The 15,834-nt window shown below is 57.2% G+C and carries 16 protein-coding genes; 7 read left to right on the forward strand and 9 right to left on the reverse strand.

The features are described 5' to 3' along the window. Window positions 1-400: filamentous hemagglutinin N-terminal domain-containing protein (locus tag CKW23_RS22705; RefSeq protein WP_143499005.1), on the reverse strand; the 400-nt coding region annotated here is incomplete at its 3' end. 24 nt (window positions 401-424) lie between these two features. After that, window positions 425-2,146 (reverse strand): ShlB/FhaC/HecB family hemolysin secretion/activation protein, encoded by a 1,722-nt coding sequence (locus tag CKW23_RS22710; protein WP_177434670.1) that lies wholly within the window; start codon window positions 2,144-2,146, stop codon window positions 425-427. 258 nt (window positions 2,147-2,404) lie between these two features. Here CKW23_RS22710 and CKW23_RS22715 point away from each other — a divergent pair, with 258 nt between their 5' ends. The 6 genes from CKW23_RS22715 to CKW23_RS22740 all read left to right on the forward strand — a co-directional run bounded on the left by CKW23_RS22715 (window position 2,405) and on the right by CKW23_RS22740 (window position 7,149). After that, window positions 2,405-2,914: a ferritin-like domain-containing protein gene (locus tag CKW23_RS22715; RefSeq protein WP_095068382.1), complete on the forward strand. Its 510-nt coding sequence runs from the start codon at window positions 2,405-2,407 to the stop codon at window positions 2,912-2,914. A gap of 223 nt (window positions 2,915-3,137) precedes the next feature. Continuing rightward, entirely contained in the window at window positions 3,138-4,016 is an 879-nt protein-coding gene (locus tag CKW23_RS22720) for a manganese catalase family protein (protein ID WP_025259387.1), read from the forward strand. 140 nt (window positions 4,017-4,156) lie between these two features. Next, window positions 4,157-4,450, forward strand: coding sequence for a DUF6388 family protein (locus tag CKW23_RS22725; protein WP_025259386.1), 294 nt, complete (start codon window positions 4,157-4,159; stop codon window positions 4,448-4,450). Between the two features lie 30 nt (window positions 4,451-4,480). Beyond that, complete coding sequence (locus CKW23_RS22730) at window positions 4,481-5,161, forward strand: bifunctional 2-polyprenyl-6-hydroxyphenol methylase/3-demethylubiquinol 3-O-methyltransferase UbiG (protein ID WP_025259385.1); 681 nt, start codon at window positions 4,481-4,483, stop codon at window positions 5,159-5,161. 217 nt (window positions 5,162-5,378) lie between these two features. Next, window positions 5,379-6,068, forward strand: a complete 690-nt coding sequence (locus CKW23_RS22735) for a crotonase/enoyl-CoA hydratase family protein (RefSeq protein ID WP_025259384.1) — start codon at window positions 5,379-5,381, stop codon at window positions 6,066-6,068. Window positions 6,069-6,177: 109 nt separating this feature from the next. Further along, complete coding sequence (locus CKW23_RS22740) at window positions 6,178-7,149, forward strand: magnesium and cobalt transport protein CorA (RefSeq protein WP_025259383.1); 972 nt, start codon at window positions 6,178-6,180, stop codon at window positions 7,147-7,149. 47 nt (window positions 7,150-7,196) lie between these two features. Here the strand turns inward: CKW23_RS22740 and CKW23_RS22745 are convergent, their stop codons facing one another. Beyond that, window positions 7,197-7,925 carry an amidotransferase gene (locus CKW23_RS22745; RefSeq protein ID WP_025259382.1) on the reverse strand — a complete coding sequence of 243 codons (729 nt, stop codon included), beginning with the start codon at window positions 7,923-7,925 and terminating at the stop codon, window positions 7,197-7,199. 615 nt (window positions 7,926-8,540) lie between these two features. Between CKW23_RS22745 and CKW23_RS22750 the strand changes: the two genes are divergently transcribed. Continuing rightward, window positions 8,541-8,912 carry a rhodanese-like domain-containing protein gene (locus CKW23_RS22750; protein ID WP_025259381.1) on the forward strand — a complete coding sequence of 124 codons (372 nt, stop codon included), beginning with the start codon at window positions 8,541-8,543 and terminating at the stop codon, window positions 8,910-8,912. An 84-nt stretch (window positions 8,913-8,996) separates the two neighbouring features. Here the strand turns inward: CKW23_RS22750 and CKW23_RS22755 are convergent, their stop codons facing one another. The 6 genes from CKW23_RS22755 to CKW23_RS22780 all read right to left on the reverse strand — a co-directional run bounded on the left by CKW23_RS22755 (window position 8,997) and on the right by CKW23_RS22780 (window position 15,684). After that, window positions 8,997-9,794, reverse strand: a complete 798-nt coding sequence (locus tag CKW23_RS22755; RefSeq protein ID WP_025259380.1) for a transglutaminase family protein — start codon at window positions 9,792-9,794, stop codon at window positions 8,997-8,999. Further along, the gene (locus tag CKW23_RS22760; protein WP_025259379.1) at window positions 9,791-10,747 is read right to left on the reverse strand and encodes an alpha-E domain-containing protein; all 957 of its coding nucleotides are present in this window, start codon (window positions 10,745-10,747) and stop codon (window positions 9,791-9,793) included. Before CKW23_RS22760 ends, CKW23_RS22755 begins: the two co-directional genes overlap by 4 nt. Window positions 10,748-10,759: 12 nt before the next feature. Continuing rightward, window positions 10,760-12,169, reverse strand: coding sequence for a circularly permuted type 2 ATP-grasp protein (locus CKW23_RS22765; RefSeq protein ID WP_025259378.1), 1,410 nt, complete (start codon window positions 12,167-12,169; stop codon window positions 10,760-10,762). Window positions 12,170-12,626: 457 nt separating this feature from the next. Continuing rightward, window positions 12,627-12,968, reverse strand: a complete 342-nt coding sequence (locus CKW23_RS22770) for a ribonuclease E inhibitor RraB (protein ID WP_025259377.1) — start codon at window positions 12,966-12,968, stop codon at window positions 12,627-12,629. 244 nt (window positions 12,969-13,212) lie between these two features. Then, window positions 13,213-13,449 (reverse strand): hypothetical protein, encoded by a 237-nt coding sequence (locus CKW23_RS22775; protein ID WP_025259376.1) that lies wholly within the window; start codon window positions 13,447-13,449, stop codon window positions 13,213-13,215. A 141-nt stretch (window positions 13,450-13,590) separates the two neighbouring features. Next, complete coding sequence (locus CKW23_RS22780) at window positions 13,591-15,684, reverse strand: LTA synthase family protein (protein WP_095068383.1); 2,094 nt, start codon at window positions 15,682-15,684, stop codon at window positions 13,591-13,593. Window positions 15,685-15,834 lie beyond the last annotated feature (150 nt).

The raw sequence follows: 15,834 nt of genomic DNA on the forward strand, positions 1-15,834 counted from the left end.
CCACCACTTCGTTGAGGATGACCTGCGCCGCCACCCCGTTGTTCATGTTCGGGTTGCCGACGATGATCCCGCCCAGTTGGGTCGCGCCGGTCTGCTGGGCAATGTTGTTGAGGATCAGGCCCTGAGCATCGACGTTGTACTGCTGGAACTGGTTGTGCGACAGCCCCGTGGCATTGGGCGTCGCGATATTGACGATCGGTACGCCATTGCCCGCCTGCGCCAGACCGGTCCCCGCCCCACTGACCACAATCCCGTCGGCCTGTGCCCACATCGGCTGCCAGAACATGGCATTGGCCAGGATCAGCGCAATGCCGCGTTTGGGCAGGCCCCAGAAGTGTTCACGTTCTTTCAGGGCAGCAGAAGGCTGACGGGCAAGAAAAGCCAGTTGGCGGACGTCCATGTGGGCGGTCTCGAAAAAACGGGTTTAGAGGAAGAAATCCATGCGCAGGTAGACCGGCGCTTCGCGCTCGATCTGGTCAGCCGGGCGTTCCAGGGAGTGCGCAAAGGTCACGCTGAGCGCCACATGCTGGCCACGGGTAAAGGCTTCAAACGAGTTGCTGGACAGGCGACCGTGCGCTTCGCCGTTGTAGCGGTCATTGCGGATCACGCCCTGGTCGTAACCGGCCGCCGCGCCATACTCGCTGAACACAGGGTGCAGCCAGTCCAGAGTCACCGGGCGCGTCAGACGCAATTCGTTGCGCCAGTAACCGCCACTGTCGCCGGACAGAAACTGGTCCTTGTAACCACGTACCGAGGAGGATCCACCCAGGCTCATCCGTTGCGGACTGAACAGGACATCCTCGCTGCGCTGGCCGGTGGCCAGGCTGGTGAAGCTGAAGTTTTCGCCCCAGAGCTGAAAGGGTTGCAGGTAGCTCAGGGTGCCGGTGTATTTGCGATAGCGGGCATCGGCTTCGCCGGGGCCTGGATGACCATTGTCCTGGGCATCGAAAGCGCCGGTGCCTTGTTGCATGCCCAGATCGAGGTTGACGAACGCAGAACCGATCCGACGCCCATGGTTGATACCGAACTGGGCTTCGCTCAGGCGATTGCTGCTCAAGGCCAGCTTGCTGTCTTCGATGTAATTGTTGGTGCGCAGATAGGCCAGCCCGGTACTGAGGGAAGTCTTGCTCACAGAATCGCGATGGATCACACGCTCGATGCGCAACTGATGATTCTGGCTGTCACCGGTCTGCTTGAAATTGAAGCCGTTGGCCTGGGCCAGCGAGCGATATTCGCTTTCGCTGTAGGTATAACTCAACGTCCACCAACCCCACGGCAGGCTGTAGGCCAACATGTGGTTTCTGGAGGTTTTCTGGTGATCGCTGATGCCATCGTGACCGCCGCGCAGACTCAACTGATCCGCCAGGCCCAACGGGCTGTCCCATTCCAGACCGGCGTTCCACTGCTGTTTACCCGTGCTGCGCTGGCCTTCGTTATTGCGCGACAGGTTCGCTCGCCAGGGTTTCTGCGGGGTGTTATTGACCAATACGTCACTGCCGCCGACGGCCTGGCCCGGTGTCAGCTCCATCTGCGCCTTGTTGGACGGCAGGCGATTGAGCTGATCAACCATCTGCTCGATCTCGCGCAGGTTCAGTACGCCGCCTTCACTGCCTGGAAAGGTCATGGCCAGCTCACGCGGGGTCAGGCCGCTGCCCTCACCACTGCGCAGGTTTTCCATCTTGCCTTCTACGACGAGGACTTCGAGATGGCCCTTGGACAGATCCTGCTGCGGCAGGTAGGCACGGGTCGTGACCCATCCCTTGTCGATGTAGTGATCGGTGACGGCCTTGAGTACATCGTTGAGCTGGGCAACACCCAGGCATTCGCCCAGAAAGGGCTTGAGCAGGGTTTCGCGCTCACCGGCCGACAATGAATCGGCGCCCTTGAGTTCGATGACGTCAATTCTGAAACAGCGCGTATCGACCGGAGCCTCGGGGGCTTGGGGGGCTGGCTGAGCGCCGGGTAAATCCTTGAGCTCTTCCAGACGGCGGCGCTGCTCTTCGAGCAATCGGTCCTGACGGTCGCGGATCAGATCCTGCTCACCGGGGGTCGGGGCAGCCAGGGAAACAAGGGGAGTGACAGCGAAGAGAACAAGCAAAGCTGTTCTGGAGGCGTAGGAGTACACGGTGCGTCCCTGCAATATCATATTGATATCAAATTCGGCGCGATTGTAGATTGACATCATCATGGCGTCAATTTTTTGTACCTGCCGTGTATCAGATTTTCTACACCCCTTTTTTGCCCTGTCATTAATGACGGACGGCCAACAAATACCGCGAACCCCGTCACCCTCCCCGGCTCTACCGAATGCGGGCATTGCCCGGCACGGAAAAGATGGAAATCCGCAGTCGTCGAATGGCTCATCCGTGCGTATCCCCATTAACGTCACAACGAGGACGAACACATGGCTACCCCACAGGAAAACCTTATCGATTGGCTGCGTGATGCCCATGCAATGGAGCAGCAGGCTGAAAAGATGCTCACCGCACAGGCTGAGCGCCTGGAACATTACCAAAGCCTCAAAAGGCGCATCGAGCAGCACATCGAAGAGACACGAGGTCAGCAACAACGTATCAGTGAATGCCTTTCCCGGTATGACGAAAGCCCTTCCACCCTGAAGGATCTGACTGGCAAGGTCATGGCGTTCGGTCAGGCGGTAGGTGGCTCGATGATGAGCGATGAGGTCGTGAAAGGTGCGATGTCGGGATACGTGTTCGAGAACGTGGAAATCGCGGCTTACACGGTATTGATCGAAGCTGCGAAGGTGGCGGGAGATCCTGAAACCCAAAGGGCCTGCGAGGAAACGCTTCAGCAGGAAGAAGCCATGGCGAAATGGCTGCTTGAACACCTTCCTGAAATCACGGCAGCCTTTTTGGCTCGCTCCAGAAACCCCGATCTCGAAGCCAAGAAGTAAACGTAAGGGCGTAGCCGCTCAGGCGGCTATGCACCTTTTGCGCAGCCCTCGTTTAATCTGAAACGACAGTTCATCAGTCGCCTTGAACTATTCGCCTGATTCCGCTCATCGCAGTAAACGAATAAACAAAGAATCTTTAGTCTTCAGGCCTTCTCGAAACTTATGTCTGCGCCATTGCCCGAAGTGGCAAACGCGCACAAACCTGAGTATTGAGGAACGCACAATGTTTTTACACAACAAAAGACTTCAGTACACCGTCCGTGTCGCCGAGCCCAATCCCGGTCTTGCCAATCTTCTGCTGGAGCAGTTCGGTGGCGCCCAGGGTGAACTGGCAGCAGCGACCCGTTACTTCACGCAAGCCCTGGCCGAAGAGGATCCGGGTCGCAAGGACCTGTTGATGGACATTGCCACGGAAGAGCTGAGCCACCTTGAGGTCGTGGGCTCGATCATCGTCATGCTCAACCGCGGCGCGAAAGGACAGATGGCCGAAGGCGTGCAGGAAGAAGGTGAACTGTATCGCAGCATCCATGGTGCGGGTAACGACTCGCATATCACCAGCGTGCTTTATGGTGGCGGCGCTCCGCTGGTCAACTCTGCGGGCGTTCCATGGACCGCGGCCTACATCGACACTATCACCGAACCCACCGCCGACTTCCGCTCCAACATTGCCGCCGAAGCCCGGGCCAAGATCGTTTACGAAAGGCTGCTGAATGTCGTCGACGACCCTGGCATCAAGGAGGCGCTGGGCTTCCTGATGACCCGCGAGATCGCCCACCAGAAGTCCTTCGAAAAAGCGCTGCACTCGATCCAGCCAAACTTCCCGCAGGGCAAACTGCCCGGCATGCCGGAATTCACCCGCACCTACTTCAGCATGTCCAGTGGCGAACCGAACCTTCGCGGGCCATGGAACAGTGATGAAGAGTTCGAGTATGTAGAAAACCCTCAACCTGCCGTTGACGGAGGCGATGGCACTGCCTCAGTGGCGCTCGATGAAGAGGATGTGCTGACCCTGAACATGATGAAGGAACGCACCAAGTCCGACCCGGATGCCGATCCACTTACAGGAGCGGAGCTGGGATCAGGTTTCATGTCAGACAAATGACGGCTTCCTGCTTGTGGCACGATGTATTCAGCAGTGCCAGCACTGGCAGCGTTTGAAATGTTCCCTCACAATCTCGCGATCTCGCCAGACCTGCCTCCCCCGGCAGGCCTGGCTACCCCATGAGTTTGAGGAAACCCGGCATGAATGCACTGGAGTGGAACGAAGCCGCCCTGGCGAAATACCTCTCGACCCATCCGACCTTGCAGGATGAAATCAAGAACCTCAGCCCCGAAGAACAGAAGCAGCAGGCGCAATGGGCCTTTGAGGATGAAGCCGAGGATCAGGGTATCGAACCCTGGGAACTGGCTTTGCAATTGATTGCAGAATCCCCGGAACAGCTCAAGAGCATGCGCCTTGAAGCCCACGCACAGGTGGCCGAAGCCTTGGGCATGGACTGGGACGAGTATTGCGAACTGAACGAAATCGAACAGTAATCCCGGGCCTGTACAAGGAATAGAAGTGCCATGAACCATTCTTCCGAAGCGGGCGCAGCCGTTTACTCTCCCCTGACCCTGAAACTTTATGACTGGTGGGTCCTGGGGGTTTCCAATCGTTTTGCCTGGCAGTGCTCGACGACTCAGGTATTGCAGCCGTTCTTCAATCGCCATGTCGGCGCACGCCATCTGGATGTAGGCGTCGGCACCGGCTATTACCTGGCCAATGCCAATCTGCCCATCAGTACCGAAGTCACCTTGCTGGACCTCAACAGCAGCAGCCTGGAAGCCGCACGCCAGCGCTTCGGGCGGCCGGGCATCCGGGTGATCCGCCACGATGTGTTCAAGCCGTTTGAACCCGGGCATGAGACAGGGTTTGACTCGATCTCTCTGTTCTATCTGCTGCACTGCCTGCCCGGAACCATGAGCGACAAGGCCCAGGTTTTCGCCAACCTCAAGACTCGCCTGAAAGATGACGGTGTGCTGTTCGGCGCAACCATTCTGGGCGACGAAGCCGGGCACAACGGGTTTGGTCGCAAGCTGATGGATGTCTATAACAAGAAAGGCATCTTTGGTAATCGCAGTGACAGCGTTGCCAGCCTGCGCAATGCCCTGGCCTTGCATTTCAAGGACGTGACGGTGGAGGTCACGGGGAAAGTGGCATTGTTTACGGCAAGATCGCCTCTTATCCAACAAGACGTAACATCATGAATTAAATGGTTTTTTCTTGGTAGCGAACTCATTCGCGAAGGTGCCCGTACATCCGAAGAGAATCTATCGCCTCGAATGACGCTTCGCGAATGAATTCACTCCTACCGGTTTGCTTCGTGGGTGACCTCACAATCCGTTCATGACCGATCAGTCAGCGCTTTACCTGATGGTTTGAGCTGAGTAACGTCTGCGCATCTCAACAAGAAGGAATTGCGCCATGAGCGATCTGATCTCGTACCAGCTTGAAGATGGTATTGCCACGCTGACCCTCAACAACGGCAAGGTCAACGCCATCTCGCCGGATGTGATCGCCGCATTCAATGCCGCGCTGGATCAGGCCGAGACAGATCGTGCCGTGGTGATCGTCACAGGGCAACCGGGTATTCTCTCGGGCGGTTATGACCTCAAGGTCATGACCTCCAGCGCCGAAGCGGCCATCGACCTGGTATCCCGTGGTTCGACACTGGCGCGACGCATGCTGGCGCACCCCTTCCCCATCATTGTCGCCTGCCCGGGCCATGCCGTGGCCAAGGGTGCATTCCTGTTGCTGTCCGCCGATTACCGGATCGGGGTCGAAGGTCCCTTCAATATCGGCCTCAATGAAGTACAGATCGGCATGACCATGCACCATGTGGGCATCGAGCTGGCACGTGACCGTCTGCGCAAGTCCGCGTTTCATCGTTCGGTGATCAACGCCGAGATGTTCGACCCCCAAGGCGCACTGAACGCGGGCTTTCTGGACAAGGTGGTCAGCATCGACGAGTTGCAGGAAACCGCCCGCACCGCGGCCCTGCAACTGAAGAAGATCAATATGAACGCCCACAGAAAAACCAAGCTCAAGGTCAGAAAAGCGCTGCTCGATACATTGGATGCCGCCATAGAACTCGACAAGCAGCTTTCGCTCTAAGCCTTGCGCTCGACAGCCATGAAGCCCGCCAACGCGGGCTTTATCGTGTTGAGCCATGACGCAATCCTTTTTGCATCACAGCCACTCCTTGAACAAGAAGCGAAACGATATGGGCCGAGTTGTTGCAGCAGCGGTTTACAGCAAAGGCAAGAAAGTCAGCAATATCACCCTTGAAGAAGGCGCAGCCTGGGCAGCCAAGCCGGATCACTTTGTCTGGATCGGGCTGGAGCAGCCCACCCCGCAAGAACTGGAAAGCCTCAAAGAGCAATTCAACCTGCACGAACTGGCTATCGAGGATGCGCTGGAAGTCCACAGCCGCCCCAAACTGGAAACCTTCGGCGATGCACTGTTTATCGTCACCTACGCGCCGGTGCGGGAAAACGGCAGACTGCAGTTCATCGAAACCCATATTTTCGCGGGTAAGGGCTACATCATCACCTCGCGCAACGGCCACTCAAAATCCTATGGGATTGTGCGCCAGCGCTGTGAAGCCAGGCCGCTGCTGCTGGAGCATGGCGAAGACTTCGTGCTCTACGCCCTGCTGGACTTCGTGACCGAGAGTTACCAACCGGTGACAGAAGCCATCCATGCCGAGCTGGAAGAGCTGGAGCAAAGCGTACTCGGCGGCATCCTGAATGAAGCCTACATCCATCGCATTCACAGCCTGCGCCGGGATCTTCTTCGTCTGCGCCGCTACGTGTCGCCCATGGTGGAAGTCGGCGAAGAGCTTCAGAAACTGAGCTTTCCCTTCATCGACAAGAACATGCGTCCGTACTTTCGCGACGTTGAGATTCACGTCAAACGGCAAATGGAAGACCTGGGCAATCTGCGGGACATCGCCAGCCAGACCATCGAGATCGGTCTGTTGCTGGAGTCATCGCGACAAAGCATCGTGCAGCGCAAGTTCGCGGCCTGGGCGGCAATCCTGGCGTTTCCGACTGCTGTCGCCGGCATCTACGGGATGAACTTCGAGAACATGCCGGAGCTGACATGGCACTACGGCTATTTCGCGGTGCTGGGGGTGATCGTTGGAGGCTGCGCAGCCTTGTTCACCAGCTTCAAGCGCTCGGGCTGGCTGTAACCGGCAAAAGCTCCCGATGCCAGTGCGGCGCCGGGAGCCATCAAGCTTCAAGCCACGCTCGAATCCGGCTTGTGCGCCACAAAGCGCGTGATCCACTCAGCCACGGTTGCGCCGTGGTGTTCATGGTCCAGGCTGTCCAGCCCCTTGCGATAAACCTGCTCACCCAACGCTTGCTGGCGCAGGTCCAGCAAGGAGCGGGAAAACTCGTGAATGAATTCGGGGTGCCCCTGGAAACACAGGACCTGATGATTGATGTGATAAGCCGCGTACGGGCAGAAATCGCTGGAAGCGATCACCGTCGCATTTTCCGGTAATACCGTGACCTGATCCTGGTGGCTGATCAACAGCGTCAGCTTGTCGATGGCCGGTGCCATCCAGGGTTGCGGGTCAGCCAGTTGATAATGATGAATGCCCACTCCCCAGCCCTGGCTGGCGCGCTCGGTCTTGCCACCCAGCAACAGCGCCAGCAACTGGTGCCCGAAGCAGATCCCCAACAGTTTGTCGCCCCGCTCGTACAGCTTGAGCAGGTAGACCTTGAGCGTCTGAATCCAGGGATCGCTGCCAAACGAGTCGGCCTTGCTGCCGGTCACCAGATAGGCATCGAAACGTTCGTCTTCGGGTGGATAAATGCCCTGCACCACGTTGTAGACACTGAGCTGTACGGCAAAGGGTTGGCGCGCAAACAATAACTCGAACATCCGCCCATACCCCTGATATTGCTCAACCAACTCCGGGCGCAGGATGTCGGTTTCCAGAATGCAGATGCGTAACGACATAAAAAAGGACCTGAAACAGTAAAAAGGCAATAGCGCACGGGCAAAGCCTGCCCTGAATGGCACGACCAAAGCAAGAAGCCAGTATCGGTATGGCCCCCCACACGGTATAGCGAGCAGGACACACCTCGGCCAGACGAACGGTAGAAGGCTAATGATCTGCCCTCAAAGCCTCTAGCCAAGGCCTGACCATGTTATCAGCAACGTCTAAATAACCTTTAGTCATAAATTAAGATATATAAATACCTAATAGTTCTAAGCCACAGACAATGGGGCCTCTAAGGTTAAATCTGTAACAGGAAGGCGCGATAAAAATACATCCAGCGTCAGGTCTGCGGCGATATGGCCGAGACCACCCGTTCATCAGCACCACCTTTGCCAGCTGCCCGATTTCGGACTTGATGAATTCGGTGAGCTTTTGTCGCTCAGGAATAACAACAAAAGGCAGTCAGCCATGTTCAAGCATTCAAAGATACGTCAGGCGGGGCTTATTGTATTTGCAACCACTCTTATCTTGATCCTGCCCAATCTGAACCGGTTGTTCGGCTGATCCGGCGTGCGCTACCGAAGCGCTCATATCTGTGCCAATCTTCCTGTCAAATGATGGGAGACAGGTTTATGCGTCAATGGATAGCACTGGGAATTCTGGCTTGCAGCTTCACGGCGCAGGCAGGTGAGGTCGAGCAGGCCGTTGCTGTGGCGGCCTTGAAGGAAGGGAAACTGGCAGTGGATGTGCGCAGCCAGACCGAGTACGACGCTGGCACCGTGCTCAATGCGGTTCGGGTCGAGGATGCTCGCCTGGTCAATCAACTGAAACAGGTGCTCGCCGACCGCAACTCTGTTTTCGTCATCTTCAGCAGCTCGAACGAAAAGGCGAGCAGAGCCCAGGACAAACTCAGACAAGCCGGTTACTTCAGTGTCATCAACGGCGGCAATTATGAAGAGCTGCATAATGCGCTCTATGACATTACCGATGATCCGGCGGAGTAAACCACCTGTAGGAGTAGTGCCGATCAGTTAAGGTACACAAACTTGTAGGAGCGAATTTATTCGCTCCCACAAGCGGTACAGGAATTACTGGTGCTGCACCTGAACCTGCGTCGAGACTGACACCTTGGCGTGCATCTGTTCGTAACCACCGCCACGGCGCATGCCGCGTACCGGGCAGGCATCCAGATAATCCAGGCCTACCGCCAGCTTGAGATGGCGTGCCGGAATCGCAAGCGTGTTGGTAACGTCGAAGCTGTACCAGCCATCGTCGATCCAGGCTTCGGCCCAGGCATGGCTGGACAGATGATCCTTGTCTTCGCTGTACAGGTAACCAGAGACATAACGCGCGGGCACACCAAGACTGCGGGCGCAGGCCAGGAATGCATGGGTGTGGTCCTGGCAGACACCTGAACGACCGGCAAATGCCTGGGCCGCGCTGGTGTCGACCTCAGTCGCGCCCGGCGTGTATACGATGTGTTGATTCAGCGCCTGCATCAGATCGATCAAGCCCGTGCGATCAGTACGCTTGCTGCTTTCCTTCGTGGCGAATGCCCGTATCGCTTCGTCCGCTTCGGTCAGGCGGGTGAAACGCAGAAATGGCAGCGCCGACTGGCTTTCATGTTCGGCCTCACGGGTTTCGTCGATTTCCACCTGCCCGCGGGCACCGATGATGATCGACTCATGGGGCTCGTCCAGAGTCAGCACGTGCAGGATATTGCCGAACGGATCGATCTGCGCACGCACCGGTCGCGGCAGGCTCAATTGCCAACTCAGGATCTGTTGGCGCTCGCTGTCATGAGGCGTCAGACGCAGGTACTGGATGCTGGCCCGAACCTGATCATCATAGTGATAGGTGGTCTCGTGGCTAATGGAAAGTCTCATGCAGCCTCCAGGTATGAAGTGTGGATGGCATCACCCAGCTGGGCCACCAAGGGAATGAACTCGTTCAGCCACTCATGCAGGCCTTCGCCCAGTATCTCGTCGATGCTGGTATAGCGCAGGCGTGCGTCCATTTCGGCGGCCATGCGCTGCGCAGGACGGCCATTGGATCCCGGCAGGCTGGACAGAATCTGGTCCAGTGCTTCCAGGCAGGCACGCAAGGAGCGCGGTATGTCAGCGCGCAGCAGCAACAGCTCGGCGACTTGACGCGCCCCTGGCGCATCCCGGTACAGCTCGGTGTAAGCTTCGAAAGACGACAAGGCGCGCAACAAGGCGCTCCACTGGTAGTAACCGGCGGCGGAGTTGTCAGCCGCCGCATTGGCCTGCGGCCCACGCAATTCCAGCATTTCGTAACGGGCATCGAGCATGCGCAGGGTGTTGTCGGCACGCTCGATAAAGGTCCCCAGACGAATGAAACGGAACGCATCGTTACGCATGATGGTGCCGTAGGTCGCGCCCCGGAACAAATGGGAACGCTCTTTCACCCATTCGCAGAAATGGCTCATGCCATAGCGCGCCAATCCTTGCTCGGCGATCCCGCGAATCTCCAGCCAGGTGGAGTTGATGTTTTCCCACATGTCCGCGGTAATTCGCCCGCGCACCGCATGGGCACTGGCACGTGCCGCGCCAAGGCAGCTATAGATGCTGGCCGGGTTGCTGGCATCCAGGGCGAAGAAATGCAGCATGCGTTCGGCATGCAGTGCGCCATGGCGCTCCACATAGGTATCCAGGGTTCCGGTAATCAGCAGTGGCATGGCAATTTCGTCCAGCCCACCGCGCCCGTCCTGAGGCATCAATGACAGCGAATAACTCACGTCCATCATTCGGGCGAGGTTCTCCGCTCGCTCCAGGTAACGCGACATCCAGAAAAGATCCGAGGCAGTTCTACTTAGCATTGGCAGGCATCCTTAATCCTCGACCACCCAAGTGTCCTTGGTTCCACCACCCTGCGACGAGTTCACCACCAGCGAGCCTTCACGCAACGCTACTCGGGTAAGCCCGCCAGGCACGACGCGGGTTTCGCGACCGGAAAGGACAAATGGGCGCAAGTCGATATGTCGCGGGGCGATGCCTTTCTCGACGAAGGTCGGACAGGTCGACAGGGACAAGGTCGGTTGGGCGATATATGCGTGTGGCTTGGCTTTGAGACGGGCACGGAAGGCTTCGATTTCCGCAGCGGTCGCTGCAGGGCCGACCAGCATCCCGTAACCGCCGGAACCCTGGGTTTCCTTGACCACCAGATCACCCAGATTGGCCAGCACATGGGACAGCTCTTCGGGCTTGCGGCACTGCCAGGTCGGCACGTTCTTGAGGATCGGCTCTTCATCCAGATAGAAACGGATCATGTCCGTCACATAGGGATAGATCGACTTGTCGTCCGCAACTCCAGTCCCGATGGCATTTGCCAGAACCACATTGCCGGAACGGTAGGCCGACAGCAGGCCCGGCACACCGAGCATCGAATCCGGGTTGAAGGCCAGCGGATCCAGGAAGGCATCGTCCAGACGGCGGTAGATCACATCAACGGCTTTGGGACCGTCGGTGGTGCGCATGAAGACGCGATCATCGCGCACGAAAAGATCAGCACCTTCCACCAGTTCGACCCCCATCTCACGCGCCAGAAAGGCGTGCTCGAAAAAGGCGCTGTTGAAACGACCCGGCGTCAGGACCACCACGCTCGGATTGTCCAGATGACTCGAACTCTTGAGCGTGTCGAGCAACAGGTTCGGGTAGTGATCGATGGGGGCGATGCGTTGCGCGGCGAACAGCTCCGGGAACAGGCGCATCATCATCTTGCGGTCTTCGAGCATGTAGCTCACGCCGCTCGGGGTACGCAGGTTGTCTTCAAGCACGTAATACGTGCCATCGCCGTCGCGTACCAGGTCGACCCCGGAAATGTGCGAATACAGATCGCGATGCAGATTCAGGCCTTGCATTGCCAACTGATATTGCTCGTTGGCCAGAACCTGCTCGGCAGGAATGATCCCCGCCTTGATGATCCGTTGATCGTGGTACAGGTCCGCAAGAAACATGTTCAGCGCCTTGACGCGCTGAATGCAGCCGCGCTCCACAACCCGCCACTCACTGGCCGGAATGCTGCGCGGAATCGTATCGAAGGGGATCAGCCTTTCGGTCCCCTGCTCGTCACCATAGAGCGTGAACGTGATCCCGGCGCGATGAAACAACAGGTCGGCTTCACGCCGACGCTGAGCCAGAAGCTCAGGGGGCGTGTCACCCAACCAGCGGGCAAATTCCCGGTAATGCGGGCGGACCTGGCCGCCAGCGTCGTACATCTCGTCATAAAAGGTGCGGATCATGCCGTACTCCTTGTCACCATGGACCTACAGGCCTTCGCAAGGCCCGTGCCATCGGCATAAACGCTTTGATATCAATGATTTACGCAAACAACAGACATTCAACGCACCATTCCTGTGCAATAAATGCCATGACCATTTCTCCTACGCCTCATTCGGAAGCGTCAGGCAATCGCGAAATCTATCACCAGCATAGTCAGTGTTGATTTCATTGGGGGATATTAGTTCGCCATAATCGCCAGTAACCGAGCAAACAAAGGCCCGATTGCCTGTCTCGATTTTTTTTCTGGAGTTTGCGCCCTGGCGCTTTTCTAACCGGACTTCCCTTCAAGCCACTCCATCGAGTGGCTTTTTTTTGCCCATCGGCTGCATCCGTTCCTTTTCCGGCGGCCAAAAGCACGACCGGCCAATGGCGGCATACTCCGCAATTGACCGGTCGTGTTACTAACAGACAGATGATTCATGCGTGCAGTCTTCTGACCTCCGCTGTGACGCCCCATCCTTCAACCTCACCGTCCATCGGCGAGATCACGTTCTGGAAGTCATGCTCGAAGTCGCCGATGCCGTCATAGGTGGCATACATCACCTTGCTCAATTGCAAGTGCCACGCACCGTCGTCACGCACATTAATCTGGGTATTGATGGACTCACCACGAAATTGTCCTGCAGCCTGCCGCGCCCGTTCCTCATCCGGGAAGACGGCGTAGAACTCGATAGGATAGGTACGTGCAAAATCAAAACCGCCTTCTTTCATGCGGCGCAGTACATGACTGCTGATGTCCTCTTGATAGGCTGTGCTCATGAAACGTCCTCCTATGCAACGATAGATAGAGTTTCAACTCTTCCAGAACGACCACCTGACTGGTGGTCGCCACACGACAGTTAATCCGCAGTGGGGAATCAAGCATGAAGCTGACCAGACCGGATCTGTAGCAACCCGGTTTCGACATTGGAAGGCTGACGGATCAGCCTCGTTTGCAGAGTAGACCCAACTAGGGCCTGCTGCCAAGTGCCTGACACAACAAGTCTTTGCAGGCGCAAATGAGTCAGATTACTTCTGTAATGGAAATAATCTGCACACTGTTGTGGTCCTTGAGGGTTTTGACTGTCGGCTCCTCGGTGCGTCCTTCAAGATCATTGAGATCCAGCTCATCCGTGACCGGAAACAGAATCGGACGCAGAAGACGTGCCGCAACCTCCTCGCTTGGGCGTTCCGGTGAATCAATATCATGGCGCTGCTGCACGCCATCTTTATCGAGATACGAAATGACCCACTGTTTCATCAATACCTCCCGAACGAAGCCAGAACGCTGGCTTACATGATCTTGACCTTTTTGCTGCGGCATTCGTTCCAGAAAAATGCAGGCAAAAAGAAAGGCCCTCGCATCGGATGCAGAGGGCCTTTCCTTGTGTAGCCAGCGGTATCAGTTACGGTTCTTGCTGGCCTCTACACCGGCGGTGTTATCCAGAAGACTCTTGGTAGCGGTCTGCAGGAAGCTTTCCAGCTTCTGCTTGAGCTCGGCCGTGTCCGGAGCATCGGGCACCACTTCGGCATGCGGGTTTGCACCCAGGGTGTAGGTCATGACCTTGGCAGGCATTTCCGTAGGTTCGATCAGGATACGGTTGCCATGGATGATGGCGACCACCTGCTCGCTGCCCGACGGCTTGATCACACCAAAGCCCTTGTCGCCTTCAGGCAGGTTCAGCAGATCGCGTCCCCAGCACTGGTTGCGGGTCTGACCGCCCAGACGGCCCATGATGGTCGGCACCACATCGACCTGGGTACCCACGATGCTGCTGCGCTGGCCGAACTTCTCCTGCACGCCCGGCCCGATCAGAAGCAATGGCACGTTGAAGCGGCCCAGGTCCATTTCGGTCAGTTGCATCTTGTTGCCAAAACCATGGTCACCCAGCACTACGAACAGGGTGTTCTTGAAGTAAGGCTCTTTCTTGGCCTTCTCGAAGAATTGTCCCAGTGCCCAGTCGGAATAACGCATGGCGGTCAAATGCTCGTCCAGCGAACCATGGCCTGTCACGCGCTCCACCGGCAGGTTTTCCGGCAAGGCGTAAGGCGTGTGGTTGGACAGGGTTTGCAGCAAGGCATAGAACGGCTTGCCGTTCTGGCGGGCTTTGAGCTCCTCGGCGCCACGGTCGAACATGTCCTGGTCGGAAACACCCCAGGTCGGGTCGGAGAACACCGGGTTGACGAAGTCTTCACGACCGACAAAGTTGGTCATGCCCTGGTTGCTGAAGAAACCCGACTGGTTGTCCCAGGCAAAGTTGCCGTTGTAGACATAGACATCGTCGTAGTTGCGCCCGGTGCTGAGCAGTTGCGGCAGGCCCGACAGTTTGTGGCTGCCTTCTGGCGTCTGCATCAGGTACTCGAAGCCCGGCAGGTTCGGGAAGCACGCCATGGTAGCGAACATGCCCTGGTGGGTGTGGGTGCCGTTGGAGAAGAAGTGATCGAACAGCAGACCTTCCTTGGACAGTTTGTCGAAGTAAGGGGTGATGTTGGCTTTATCGCCCAGAGCGCCGACCGAGTGGCCTGCGAAGCTTTCCATCAGGATGACCACAACGTTGCGGATTGGCAGCGTGTTTTCAACGGGCGGCGTGAAATCGCGACGTACTGCCGCAATGTTCGGATCGATCAACTGGTCATGGCTGGTCAGCAGCATGTCGCGCACGACCTGCTGTGCCTCAGACTGAGGCAAGGTGGCTTTCCAGATATTGTCGCGATCTTCGGACATGCGGCTTTTCGCGGCCGTGATCAGCGTCAGCGTGCCGTTGAGGCCCAACTGGTTGGCGAAGTTCGATTCGGTGGTGTAAGCATCGCCCCAACGCAGTGGCGGGCCTTGACGCAAGGTGCCACGGGCAGAAATGACAGCAATGACCAGCACGACGAAGAACACACCGACGCGCATGTACCAGGGCGCAATCGAGCGATTGCTGCCACTGCCAACGCTGAATTCGCGACGCGGACGAGTCACGCGATCGATGCCCTTGAACACCAGGCTCAACAACCAGGTAACCAGTGCCCACGCCAGCAGATAACGAACCACCGGGAAGCCGTACCAGAGCATGCTCAGGACGGTCTTCGGATCTTCCTTCACGTACTGGAACACCAGACCGTTCAGGCGCTGGTGGAACTCACGATAGAAGTCCATTTCCATCAGGCCGAGGAACAGCGTGATGCTGCCGACCAGGGTCAGCCAGAACCGGAAGAAACCCCGTGCAGCCATGGCACGGACACTGAACAGCGACAGCATCAGAGGAATGAGCAGATAGATCGTCAGGCGCAGGTCGAAACGCATGCCGTTGAACAACGCTTCGATAAAGGTCGACGCTGGCGTCTCGCCAATCATTTCACGGTTGTAGACCAGCAACCCGATACGCAGCAGAGTGTACATCACCATCAGGGTCAGGCCGCTGAGCAGGATGTAGGCCAGGTGTGATTTGACGGTTGGGTGTTGCAGACGGGACAAAGCTTGCCGATGAATCTGGGCGTCCGTGTTAGCCATTTTTGTCAGGATCCGGTGGATTCAGGAGTTGAGTCGGATATGCGATACCTGCCGACCCGAAACAGGAGGCAGCGCATGGGGGGCAGATATTACGTGATTGCCGTGTTTTTAGCGCTTGTCAGGACGAGGCCCTGAATGATCGCGCGCCAT

The sequence above is a fragment of the Pseudomonas sp. Irchel 3A18 genome, assembly GCF_900187465.1.
Taxonomy (GTDB): Bacteria; Pseudomonadota; Gammaproteobacteria; order Pseudomonadales; family Pseudomonadaceae; genus Aquipseudomonas; species Aquipseudomonas cichorii.

What these genes read in the sequence shown, in the direction of transcription:
- CKW23_RS22710 (WP_177434670.1), bottom strand. Translation starts at nt 2,146, where the DNA reads ATGATATTGCAGGGACGCACCGTGTACTCCTACGCCTCCAGAACAGCT.
- CKW23_RS22715 (WP_095068382.1), top strand. Translation starts at nt 2,405, where the DNA reads ATGGCTACCCCACAGGAAAACCTTATCGATTGGCTGCGTGATGCCCAT.
- CKW23_RS22720 (WP_025259387.1), top strand. Translation starts at nt 3,138, where the DNA reads ATGTTTTTACACAACAAAAGACTTCAGTACACCGTCCGTGTCGCCGAG.
- CKW23_RS22725 (WP_025259386.1), top strand. Translation starts at nt 4,157, where the DNA reads ATGAATGCACTGGAGTGGAACGAAGCCGCCCTGGCGAAATACCTCTCG.
- CKW23_RS22730 (WP_025259385.1), top strand. Translation starts at nt 4,481, where the DNA reads ATGAACCATTCTTCCGAAGCGGGCGCAGCCGTTTACTCTCCCCTGACC.
- CKW23_RS22735 (WP_025259384.1), top strand. Translation starts at nt 5,379, where the DNA reads ATGAGCGATCTGATCTCGTACCAGCTTGAAGATGGTATTGCCACGCTG.
- CKW23_RS22740 (WP_025259383.1), top strand. Translation starts at nt 6,178, where the DNA reads ATGGGCCGAGTTGTTGCAGCAGCGGTTTACAGCAAAGGCAAGAAAGTC.
- CKW23_RS22745 (WP_025259382.1), bottom strand. Translation starts at nt 7,925, where the DNA reads ATGTCGTTACGCATCTGCATTCTGGAAACCGACATCCTGCGCCCGGAG.
- CKW23_RS22750 (WP_025259381.1), top strand. Translation starts at nt 8,541, where the DNA reads ATGCGTCAATGGATAGCACTGGGAATTCTGGCTTGCAGCTTCACGGCG.
- CKW23_RS22755 (WP_025259380.1), bottom strand. Translation starts at nt 9,794, where the DNA reads ATGAGACTTTCCATTAGCCACGAGACCACCTATCACTATGATGATCAG.
- CKW23_RS22760 (WP_025259379.1), bottom strand. Translation starts at nt 10,747, where the DNA reads ATGCTAAGTAGAACTGCCTCGGATCTTTTCTGGATGTCGCGTTACCTG.
- CKW23_RS22765 (WP_025259378.1), bottom strand. Translation starts at nt 12,169, where the DNA reads ATGATCCGCACCTTTTATGACGAGATGTACGACGCTGGCGGCCAGGTC.
- CKW23_RS22770 (WP_025259377.1), bottom strand. Translation starts at nt 12,968, where the DNA reads ATGAGCACAGCCTATCAAGAGGACATCAGCAGTCATGTACTGCGCCGC.
- CKW23_RS22775 (WP_025259376.1), bottom strand. Translation starts at nt 13,449, where the DNA reads ATGAAACAGTGGGTCATTTCGTATCTCGATAAAGATGGCGTGCAGCAG.
- CKW23_RS22780 (WP_095068383.1), bottom strand. Translation starts at nt 15,684, where the DNA reads ATGGCTAACACGGACGCCCAGATTCATCGGCAAGCTTTGTCCCGTCTG.